General features: G+C 36.5%; 9 protein-coding genes and 2 pseudogenes. 4 read left to right on the forward strand and 7 right to left on the reverse strand.

Annotated elements, in window-relative coordinates; genetic code table 11:
* The first annotated feature begins 38 nt into the window (after window positions 1-38).
* The 4 genes and pseudogenes from ACQ86H_RS10280 (at window position 39) to ACQ86H_RS10295 (ending at window position 3,149) form a co-directional block, all read left to right on the forward strand.
* Window positions 39-836, forward strand: a complete 798-nt coding sequence (locus ACQ86H_RS10280) for a glycosyltransferase (RefSeq protein WP_431294763.1) — start codon at window positions 39-41, stop codon at window positions 834-836.
* Entirely contained in the window at window positions 800-1,255 is a 456-nt protein-coding gene (locus tag ACQ86H_RS10285) for a glycosyltransferase family 2 protein (RefSeq protein WP_431294764.1), read from the forward strand. Before ACQ86H_RS10280 ends, ACQ86H_RS10285 begins: the two co-directional genes overlap by 37 nt.
* Before the next feature lie 25 nt (window positions 1,256-1,280).
* Window positions 1,281-1,915 (forward strand): annotated as a pseudogene (gene rsmG, locus ACQ86H_RS10290) (16S rRNA (guanine(527)-N(7))-methyltransferase RsmG).
* Window positions 1,916-2,009: 94 nt separating this feature from the next.
* Complete coding sequence (locus ACQ86H_RS10295) at window positions 2,010-3,149, forward strand: ATP-binding protein (RefSeq protein WP_431294765.1); 1,140 nt, start codon at window positions 2,010-2,012, stop codon at window positions 3,147-3,149.
* Window positions 3,150-3,959: 810 nt separating this feature from the next.
* On the opposite strand, the gene ACQ86H_RS10300 is transcribed toward ACQ86H_RS10295, so the two are convergent.
* The 7 genes and pseudogenes from ACQ86H_RS10300 to ACQ86H_RS10330 all read right to left on the reverse strand — a co-directional run bounded on the left by ACQ86H_RS10300 (window position 3,960) and on the right by ACQ86H_RS10330 (window position 10,471).
* On the reverse strand, window positions 3,960-4,148 hold the full coding sequence (locus ACQ86H_RS10300; RefSeq protein ID WP_431294766.1) for a hypothetical protein: 189 nt from the start codon (window positions 4,146-4,148) through the stop codon (window positions 3,960-3,962).
* Window positions 4,149-4,470: 322 nt separating this feature from the next.
* On the reverse strand, window positions 4,471-4,842 hold the full coding sequence (locus ACQ86H_RS10305) for a BlaI/MecI/CopY family transcriptional regulator (RefSeq protein ID WP_431294767.1): 372 nt from the start codon (window positions 4,840-4,842) through the stop codon (window positions 4,471-4,473).
* A 178-nt stretch (window positions 4,843-5,020) separates the two neighbouring features.
* Complete coding sequence (locus ACQ86H_RS10310) at window positions 5,021-5,995, reverse strand: M28 family peptidase (RefSeq protein ID WP_431294768.1); 975 nt, start codon at window positions 5,993-5,995, stop codon at window positions 5,021-5,023.
* Between the two features lie 12 nt (window positions 5,996-6,007).
* Entirely contained in the window at window positions 6,008-6,418 is a 411-nt protein-coding gene (locus ACQ86H_RS10315; RefSeq protein WP_431294769.1) for a type II toxin-antitoxin system VapC family toxin, read from the reverse strand.
* The gene (locus ACQ86H_RS10320) at window positions 6,418-6,627 is read right to left on the reverse strand and encodes a DUF2281 domain-containing protein (RefSeq protein WP_116252798.1); all 210 of its coding nucleotides are present in this window, start codon (window positions 6,625-6,627) and stop codon (window positions 6,418-6,420) included. The genes ACQ86H_RS10315 and ACQ86H_RS10320 overlap by 1 nt, the downstream gene beginning before the upstream one ends.
* Window positions 6,628-6,932: 305 nt before the next feature.
* Window positions 6,933-9,818, reverse strand: a pseudogene (gene smc / locus ACQ86H_RS10325) (chromosome segregation protein SMC); the annotation flags it as partial.
* A 38-nt stretch (window positions 9,819-9,856) separates the two neighbouring features.
* A complete protein-coding gene (locus ACQ86H_RS10330; RefSeq protein ID WP_431294770.1) occupies window positions 9,857-10,471 on the reverse strand; it encodes a chromosome segregation SMC family protein in 615 nt (204 codons plus the stop codon).
* Window positions 10,472-11,089: the final 618 nt, after the last annotated feature.

Consider the following 11,089-nt stretch of genomic DNA (forward strand, 5'->3'; position numbering starts at 1 on the left):
GTTTTTTCTCGTCAAAAATCTGCCAAAAATAGCAAAAATTGAGGGCATTATTTTGTTTAATTTTTTATCCACATAAAAGTGTTTTACAGATTAAAAATGAGAAATTTGCGCCTATTTATTTTACCATCGTGATATTAACCCCGCTTGAAATTATCCTGCTCTCGATATTGGCTTTTGGCCTTTTGGTTCAGCTCTATTATGTCCTTTTTGTTCATTTAAAACTGGCCAGGGTTGGGATTGAAGAGGTGCCGTTATCGGCGCGGAAACCGATAAGTGTTATTGTTTGTGCCCGTAATGAAATTGTAAATTTAGAGCAGTACCTTCCTTCTTTATTTGGTCAAAATTACCCTGAGTTTGAGGTAGTGGTGGTTAATGATCGCTCATGGGATGGTACAGAAGAGTTTTTAGAGCAACTGGAGAAGAAGTATTCCAACCTCAAAGTTGTGAAGATTTTAGATAACGATAAATTTATAGCAGGTAAGAAATTCGCAGTAACCATGGGTATAAAGGCCGCTAAATATGATTGGCTGGTCTTTACCGACGCCGATTGTACGCCTGCTTCTGAGCATTGGCTGATGGATATGCAGCAGCCAGCCGATGAAAATACCGAGATTGTATTGGGCTATTCTCCTTACATGAAAAAAAGAAGTCTTTTAAATGCACTAATCAGGTTTGAAACCTTTTTTACTGCAGTAAATTACCTGTCTTTCGCATTAAAAGGAATGCCATACATGGGTGTTGGACGTAATATGGCTTACAAAAAATCGCTTTTTTTAAAAATAAAGGCTTTGCAGCGCACATGCATATCCCATCTGGTGACGACGATTTATTTGTAAATGCACACGCAACCAAATACAATACCGAAATCCGTTTACATCCTGACAGTCATGTTTGGAGTGAACCCAATAAAACCTGGAGGGGTTATCTGAGACAGAAAAAGCGCCATTTTGGGGCTGGTAAACTCTATAAATCGAAACATAAATTTATTTTGAGCCTCCAGATCGTGTTTCAGTTTTTGTTTTATGGTTTTTTTGCTGCGTGTATGTTTTTCAGTCGCGAGGCACAATATGTAGCCTTAGGGATCCTGGCACTAAGCATCATCATCAGGTGTTTTATCTATCCAAAATTGCTGAAACGATTAAACTATGGCGATTTGCGTTGGTGGTTCCCGATTTTAGATATACTTTTGTTTGTATTTTTAACGCTGAACGGATTTTTAGCCTTATTTGGTAAGAAAAAAGTAAACTGGAAATAAACAATAATCCTTTAGAAATTACAATATGCTTGATGTAAAGCCCGATATTATTTTAAAATATTTTCCTGATCTAAGCGAAAAACAGATTGCCCAGTTTTCGCAACTGTTCGAATTATATAGCTTTTGGAATGCACAGATCAATGTAATTTCGAGAAAGGATATTGAAGAACTATATGAACGCCATGTATTACACTCGTTAGGGATAGCTAAGGTTTGTACTTTTAAAGCTGGTGAATCAGTTCTAGATGTAGGTACAGGTGGTGGTTTTCCAGGTATTCCGTTGGCTATTTTATTTCCTGAAACACAATTCTATCTGGTAGATTCTATCGGAAAAAAATCAAAGTGGTAAAAGAAGTGGCTTCGGCACTTGGACTGGATAATTTAAAAGCCGATCATTTAAGGGCAGAGCAGGTTAAAGAGAAATTTAACTTTGTAGTATCGAGAGCGGTTACGCGTTTGGGCGAATTTTATCCATGGATACAGGGTAAATTTAAAAAAGACTCCTTAAATGCCATTCCAAATGGGATTTTGTATCTAAAAGGTGGCGATTTAGCTGATGAGATTAAGGAATCAAAACTGAAAGCAGAATTATATCCGCTTTCAGCTTATTTTGAGGAAGATTTCTTTGAAACGAAATTCGTGGTTTACGTGCCGCAGTAGTTAATCGATATTTACGTAAAACCGATTTATTAAAGTGTTGATTTATAGTTATTTATTGTTTTATTTTGTCCTAATACGGAATTAAATTCCGGATTTGTCTATTTTATTTTTATATTTATCTATGATTCATAGAGTTGTTGCAGTTGTTGGTCCACGACAGAGTGGTAAAACAACGATCTGCAAGACAACTTTCCCCCGTAAGCCTTATGTATCACTTGAAAATCCCGATATAGCTGAATTTGCCACAGCTGATCCAAAGGGGTTTTTAAAGCAATTTAAAAATGGGGCCATTTTAGATGAAGTGCAAAAATTACCTCATTTGTTTTCTTATATCCAACAAATTGTAGATGAAAATAATAAAGCCGGTTTTTTTATCTTGAGTGGAAGCAATAACTTTTTAATGCAGGAAAGTATATCCCAGACTTTGGCTGGTAGAGTAGCTTATTTACATTTATTGCCATGCAGTTTAAAAGAATTAAAGACGGCGAAATTATTATCGGATTATCAAAGCCATATATTTTCTGGGGCATATCCAGAGCCTTTATATAAAAATATCGATACTGTAGATTGGTATCCCAACTATCTCAATACTTATGTAGAAAGAGATGTTCGACAATTGAAAAATATCACAAATTTGGCATTGTTCATGAAATTTTTACGCTTATGTGCAGGTAGAACGGGACAAATTTTGAATATGCAGTCGCTTAGCAACGATTGTGGTATTGATGCCAAAACGGTGCAGGCATGGTTATATATTTTGCAATCAAGTTATATCATTTATTTGCTAAGACCATTTTATAATAACTACAATAAACAGATAATAAAAGCCCCAAAACTTTATTTTTACGATACAGGCGTTGCTTGTAGTTTGTTGGGACTTCAAAATGTAGAGCAACTTGCATTTCATCCCAGTACTGGTGCATTGTTCGAAAATATGATGATTATAGACCTGCTTAAACAACGTTTAAACAATGGTTTGCAGGATAATCTATATTACTGGCGTGATAAAACAGGAAATGAATTGGATGTACTACTTGACACCGCCACGACAGTTACGGCAATAGAAATTAAAGCTGGGGCAACAATGACTTCCGATTATCAAAAAGGCTTGTTATATTTTAAAAATCTGGCAGATGATAAGAAGAAATTAAAAACCATTATTTGTTATACAGGATCGATTATCCAAAACCGTAGTAATGGTATTGAAGTAAGGCCTTGGGAAAAAATGATGTAACATGAAAAAACTGAAAGCATAATGATACCCGCTTTCAGCTTATTTTGAGGAAGATTTCTTTGAAACGAAATTCGTGGTTTACGTGCCGCAGTAGTTATCCTGTACTTAAAATATTACCTTTTACTATTTACTACCACTTTTTTTAGTTTTTGGTTCAACTGGCGGCGGTGGTACTGGCAAGTTCTTTTTATCTTTTTTTACAATAGGTGGAGCGAAATGAATCTGATCAACTTTTGGAGCACCAGACTTTTTGATTTTAAAGAGCCTGGTTCAACTGGCGGTGGTGGCGGTAATCTTCTTGCTTCTTTTTTATGATCTGCAACAATAGGGGGTTCATTACTCGTTATTTCTTTTACTTTTTGGATTTTGATTGATTTGGTTCTTTAGGAGGCGGCGGTGGTAACCTCTTTTTATCAGACTTTTTCTTAATAGTGTCCTGAAGAATGATGGTTAAGCTTTTCTTTTTTTGTCCAAATTGGATGGTAGCATAATCTTTTGTAAATGCCATTGTAGATAGGCATAGCATAAATCCGATTAACGGAAGGATAAATAACAATTTGAGCCTGGCCCATTTTGCAGATTTTTTTTGGTTTAACATACTTATTCTATTTTTTAGTAGTGAAGAGTTGAAAAATTGATTACTAAGCGGAACTTCTTGATTTCCATACGAATTTTGGATTAGAAATAATGCATATTCGTATTTCGCAATGTCTTTGCAGGTAGTTGCCTCGTCGGCTAAATATTCATGAACGAGTTTGATGTCGTTTTTGATGAAATAAGTAACTGGATTAAACCAGCTTGAAATCTGTATCAGTCAAAAAACAGGATATCAATGCTATGTTTTTGTTTAATGTGAACCATTTCGTGCTTTAACACCGTATCTTTTTGGTTCATTTCAGGATCGATAAACAATAAATTAAAGAATGAAAATGCCATCTTCGAGTGGTTTATCTCAATTAGGGTAATACCGTTTTCCTTACGTCTTTTAGCATTACGCATTAATCTTTTGATATGCCGTAATCCCCAGAAAATCTTTAAACTTAAAACAAGACAGATGATGATGTAGACCGATAAACATACATTGGCTGCACTAAATAATGGCGGTGCATCTTGAATATGGGTAAGTCCGTTATAATTAGCGATTATATCTTTTTTAAGAACCCCAGCTGAAAAAACGGAAGTATAAAAGCAAGTATCGAACTGAAAATCAGGTAATACCTGTTTAATCCATAAAAGGTTTCCCTGTGGAGAAATAATCTATAAAATCCATAAAATAGGATAAGGTATAGATTTGCTTCGAGTAAATAATATAACCAGCCCATCACTTGTCTTTTTTAAGTTTCTCTGCCAATTGAATAATTTCGTTGAGTTCTTCGGTACTCATACTTTTTTCTTTTACCAGAAAGGAAACCAGGGTTTCATAAGAGTTTTCGAAGTAATTGTTCATCACTTTATCTATTGCAAAACGTTTATAATCAGTTTCTTTAATAATAGGGAAGTAGATGTGTGTATTCCCGATGGCCTTATGATCAACAAAACCTTTTCCTTCCAAGACCCTGATTACTGTAGAGACCGTGTTATAAGCGGGCTTTGGTTCGTTCATTTTTTCAATAACATCTTTAACCAGGGCTTCGCCCATTTCCCAAAGAATAAGCATTACCTGTTCTTCTGCTTTTGTAAGTTCTTTTATCATAGCAACTATTTTTGTAGTTTGGTTAATTGAAATTACTACTATAAAAATAGTTTACAAACTATTTTTATAGTTTTTTATTTAATTTGCTGATATTCAGGTAAATAATTTTATTTATAAAATGTAAAGGCATAAAAAAACCTGCCGGATTGGGCAGGTTTAGATTAATATGATTTTTTTGTTAAAATCTTTTCGATTTTCCTGGATTATCCATCATGATCATTTTATCCTTTAACAACTGTTGTAAGCCAGTTTGTGTGTCTATACTTTTTACCACATCCAGTACAGCGCTTGCAGCATTACTGAAAAATGGTTTGGTGATGGTAGAATATTCATCTGTAGCTTTATGATAATCTTTGTGATCTTCCACACCGAAATATAAGAATGGAATATTTTTAGCATTAAATGCGCCCTGGTCGCTCTGGTTGGTCCAGTCATCGTGACCTTGTTTTGGATCGTCGTGGCCGAAAAGTAATTTGATATTGGTTTTAGTCGTATCTACATATTTCTTTAAATCAGGATATTTGAAAGTCCCACATACGTAGAGTTCACCTTTATCACTATGGCTGATCATATCCATGTTTAAATCAATAGCGATAGTATTAACAGGCACTGGTGGATTACCTACAAATGCCTTTGCACCCTGTAAACCCATTTCTTCCGCATCGAAAGAAGCGAAAATGATCGTGTTGTTCGGCTTGTTCTTAGCGAAATAGGCTGCAATTTTTAATAAGCCTGCAGTTCCTGATGCATTATCGTCGGCGCCATTAAAAACCTCATCCTTGATCACGCCTAAATGGTCGTAATGAGCTGATACCACGACGACATTACTACTTTTACCTGGAATGTACCCAATAATGTTGGTTCCGTTTACTTTTGCACCATTTCTACCATTGAAAGTGAATTCCTGTGCGTAGTTTACATGTTGTGGGTAGGATTTTAAACCCAGTTTCTGAAACCTTTCTATAATATATGCCCTGGCCATTTCGGCCCCTTTTGTTCCGGTTTTTCTACCTTGGTAAGCATCGGAAGATAATACTTCAACGTCTTTTAACAATTGAGTATCTAACTTACCTGAAGCAATATTGTTTTGATTTTTTACTGATGAGCAGCAACTTAGCATCATCGCTAAAGGAATGATATATAGGATTTTCATGATTATAATGAATTACTGCCAAAGCAATTTTAAAATATTTGGATAAAGCTTGAATTTTTCATCGGCGGATAATGAAGTAGCATCTTGTTGTATCGCTGAAGAAATTATTAACCGATCGAATGGATCTCTGTGCTCATTCAACAATGGGACTTTATTATAATTGAAAATTGAGGAATTTTCAATTGATAAAAAAGTAAAGCCATCTAAAAGTGCTTGATTATAAATGTCCTCAACAGTTACACTGAAATGGGGAAGTTTACCAAAAGATTGTTTTATTGAGATTTGGAATAAACTAATTTGACTAAAGTAAATGACATTTTCTATATTTTGAATAATATCCAATACTTTTTTGGCGATTTTTGGACTGTTTTCCTGAAACCAAAGTAAGCAATGTGTATCTAAAAGATAGTAATTAGATGCCATTACATGTACTCTTTTAAATCATCTAGAGGATCGTTAAAATTATCTGGGATTGATATTTTACCTTTTAGCGCACCCGGAATTCTTTTTAAGATAGCTGGTTGTTCATCTGTAAGAAAAGTAACAATAACCTCTGTTTTTGTTTGTACAGGTGCTTTTTCTTTCAACGTTATCTTTCCTTTTTCGTAATATCCTTTAACAGTAGCTAACATATCCTTAAGTTGTTATAACAAATATACATTTTTTCATTATGCTATTCAAACGCTGTTTGCTTTACTGTATTGCGTTTCTAAACCTGATGGGAACGGCAGCTCCCGACGTAAAGTCGGGACTATAGAGTACAGCAGGACTGATGACTTCCAAAGGCTGTTGCTTTCATTTTCGAATTAGGAAAAATGTAAATAAAAGATTGCTCCTGCAAAATAAAAACAGGGCGGCTGTTGGCTGAAAAAGTCTTCTCGCAATGGCGGAAGCGGTAGATTTTGCTTTGGTCTATATAGCTTTTACCTTTAAGCTTTTACGCTGCTACTTCCCTCAAATCTACGGCTACTACTCTCGAAACACCCTGCTCTACCATGGTTACCCCATAAATGATATCGGTGCTGGCAATGGTACGTTTGTTATGTGATACAATGATAAACTGCGATTGATCGGAGAATTTGCGGATAATATTGTTGAATTTATCGATGTTGGTATCATCCAATGGGGCATCAACCTCATCGAAAATACAGAAAGGCGCAGGTTTTAACAGATATAGTGAAAACAATAGGGCAGTAGCTGTTAACGTTTTTTCTCCACCAGATAGTTGGTTAATAGATAATGGTCTTTTCCCTTTCGGGCGGGCAATAATATCGATATCAGCTTCTAAAGGATTATTGATATCTGATAAAATCAGGTCGCAGCTATCTTCTTCGTTAAATAAAGAGCGGAAAACGACGATAAAATGTTCGCGGGCCTGGGTAAAAGCCTGCATAAATTTATCTTTCGCGGTATCATCTATTTCTTTAATGGTTTGTAAAAGATCAGTTTTAGCGGCGTTGAGGTCTTTTTTCTGGTTCTGGATAAAGGTATAACGTTCTTCCATTTCTTTAAAAGCCTCCATAGCCATGGAGTTGATGGCGCCAAATTCATCCAGCTGGCGTTTCATTTTTTCTACTTTCTGGCGCAGTTCGAACTCGCTTTCCAGTGCTTCAATTTCAGTCTCGGTTTCTAAAAGATCATTGATATCGATATTGAATTCGACAGCTAAACGTTCTTTTAGGGCATTTAAGTCGATTTTTAAAGCATTCTTTTTATCCTTAATCTCCGTTAACAGAAAATCGGTTTCTTCGCGGTTTTTGCGGATGTTCGTCAAGTCGTTTTCTACCTCGTTAATGCTCCCTTTACTTGAAAAATACGCCTGCTCGGCTTCCGCAAGACCTTTTTCCATTTCTTCACGTTGCTGATACATTTCTAAAAGTGTATCATCATTCAGATCGGTATGTTGTAATGTTGCCGTAATTTGTATTAGTGTTTCCTGTAATTCTTTGTCATTTTGGGCAATGCGCTTATTTAAAGCTTCTTCCTGTACAAAACGGTAATCCAAATCTTTTTCTAAACCCGATAACTTATTTTGTTGTTGGTGGAAACGGATATTATCCTGGTTGTATTTTCCCGCACTTTCATTTACCTGATCGGCAATTTCCTGATAATTAAGCTGTTGTTCTTGTAGATTGATATGTGCTTCTTGCTGATTTTTTTGCAGTTGAACCAGTGCAGGCAATTTCTCCGACAAGGCTTTTTCTATCGATACGATCTTTTGAGCGATATCCGTTTTGCGGTTTTCGCTGGTGGTGATAAACTCCTGATATTGATCTCGGCGGGTCTGCACAGAAATGTGTTCGTTGTTTAAACGGTTCATTTCCTGTTGTAAAGCGTTGATCTGATTAATTTTTGAAGCCTCTTTCAGGTTAAATATGTTGTCTGTTTCGGCTTTTATAGCTGCATTATGCTGATTGATCAGTGATTCTGAAGCTTTAATTTCTTTTGCCAGATTTTCCAAATTCTTAGCACGACCAATCCTTTTACCTTCAAATAGTCCCACAGAACCACCTGCCAAGGTAAATCTGGTTTGGGCATATTTCCCATTTTTGGCCAAAATAGTTAAACTATCTGTTGGTGTGGCTTTAAACAAATTTTCCTGCTCGGCTATTGCGATATATACATTTTGTAAAAGCAGGTTGCAGAGGTGCTGGTATTTTTTGTCGACTTCAATAACGGATAGAGCGGAAATGAGACCATCATGATCGCTAATGGCCGGGTTTTTATCGGGGACATTTTCTAAAATAAAGAAATTTGCCCTTCCACGGCTGGCATCAGTTAAGAGGTTAATGGCCTGAACGGCATCCGCATACTGATCAACCACATAGTGGTTCATTACCGGTTCAAGGTAATTTTCTATGGCAATTCGGTAATCTTCATTACAGAATAAGACATCGGAAAGGAGCAGGGCACTTTTAGCAAAAGCATTGTTTTTCTTTAAAAAACGTATAGACTCAGGAAAACCTTCTAAACTGTCAACCAGCGATTTGGTCAGGTTATATTCGTTCTGTTTGGCATCTTTTTTACGGTTTTCGGCCGTAAGTTTTTCCTTGTTCGAACTCAGGTTGATTTCGGAACTAGCCAGTTTTTCTTTTAAAAGTTCTTCGGCTTCCGTCAGGTTTTTTATATTGGCCTGCTTTTCCCTTACCTGGATATCAAGTTCGGCTAAAGCATGATCGAAAGCCTTTAACTCTAAGGTTTTGGTTTCGGTATCATCTACATTCCGGTTGGTTTCCTGTACCAGGGCATCTTTCTGGATGTTCAGGATATCAATTTCTTTTTGCGACTGGTATACTTGGTTTTGTAGGTCGTTAACAGATTTGATCAGGTTGTCAATCCTGTTTTTCTCGGTCTGTTGTTGCTCCCGTAAAGTATCAAGCGTAGATTTCAGTAGCTTTAAATCAGATTCCAGGCGGTTAAAAACCTCTGTTTCTGTTAAAACTTCTTCATTTAAACGTTTGATGTTGTATTTAATGTGGTTAACCTGGTTTTTATCTTTTTCGAGTTCGCCAGATAAGCGTGTTTCTTTTTCCTGTAAAAAACGCATCTGCTCGTTCTTTACTTTTTTCTCACTTTCGTAAGCGCGGATTTTAGAAACAAACTCGTTTGTAGCCTTTTGTTGTACGGAAAGGTTCTTTTCCTGACTAATACTGCCTAGTTTAAGTTTTTGCAGTTCGGCTTCACCGGTGTCTATTTTGGTGCTAAGTTCTGCACGGTTCACCTGTTGACTTTGCTCCTGTGTTTCTAAAGCTTTTAAGTCGGTACGGAAGAAGGCTATGCGATGTGTAGCCAACTGAATGCTCAGTTCGCGGTATTGTTCTTTTAACTTATAATAACGTTCAGCTTTGCGTGCCTGGTTTTCTAAGGTTTTAAGGTTTTTTCGATTTCGAAAAGTAAATCTTCAACCCGCTCTAAATCGGCTTCTGTGTCTTTTAATTTGTTGAAAGTCTGCTTTTTACGTAATTTGTACTTCGAGATCCCTGATGCTTCTTCAAATAGAGAACGACGGCTGTGTTCTTTATTGGTGATAATTTCATCCACCATTTTCAGCTCAATAATAGAATAACTATCAGAGCCGATTCCGGTGTCTAGAAAAAGGTCGGTAATGTCTTTTAACCTGCATTGAACATCGTTTAGGCGATATTCGCTGTCTCCATTTCTGTAGAGTTTACGGGTTACGGTAACCTGTGAATAAGCGGTAGGAAGGATATTTTTTGTATTATCAAAGCTTAATGAAACCTCTGCAAGCTGTGCCTGTTTACGGTTTTTTGTTCCGTTGAAAATGATGTTCTCCATCTTTTCCGATCGCAGGGCTTTAGTGCTTTGTTCGCCTAAAACCCAGCGCATAGCATCAATTACATTAGATTTTCCGCAACCATTCGGGCCAACGATAGCGGTAACACCCTCATTAAAGTTGATGGTCACTTTATCGCCAAAGCTCTTAAAACCTTTAATTTCTAACCTGGTAAGTTGCATGGTTTGTAGTCGGGAGAACCGACTTCAATAATAAGGATAATTTCGTGGTTTTTCAACTTTTTAACCATGGTGTTTTTAACCGCAAAGAGCGCAGAGAGAAAAGCGCAGAGAGCCCTGAGTTGGACATAATTTTCATTAGCACTCGTCATGCTGAACTTGATTCAGCATCTGTTATGTTAATCTATTAAAAATCCTGAAACAAGTTAACATTGACGGTATTTTGTAAAATATTATTAATCAGTATTTTAACTGCTTTCGCATTTCCGTCCGGCTAGGCCATATCACGGTATCCCAGTTCTACTTAAATCCGGCCTAACAAATTTTTCGGGCTGCACTGTTCTGGCCATACAACTGGCTTCAAAAGAAAACGGCGAAGTCCTCATGAATGCAGCTGAAAGTTATAAACAACAAATGAATAAATTTTCAGCCGGTGTTTTTTGTTTTTTCTTGTGTTTTTATGTTTTCAATGGCATTCAAGCTAGCTTCGCTGGTCTTTTTGACATCAAAAAGAAAGAGCCATTCGGCGGCTGCGAGCCGAGGCAAGACTGCGCTGTATGGCAAATGAAATCAATTAAACATCACTCATATTGATTTTATAAAATAAATTACCCTTCAGGA

Origin of the sequence: Pedobacter sp. P26, from assembly GCF_050632135.1 — a bacterium.
Taxonomy (GTDB): domain Bacteria; phylum Bacteroidota; class Bacteroidia; order Sphingobacteriales; family Sphingobacteriaceae; genus Pedobacter.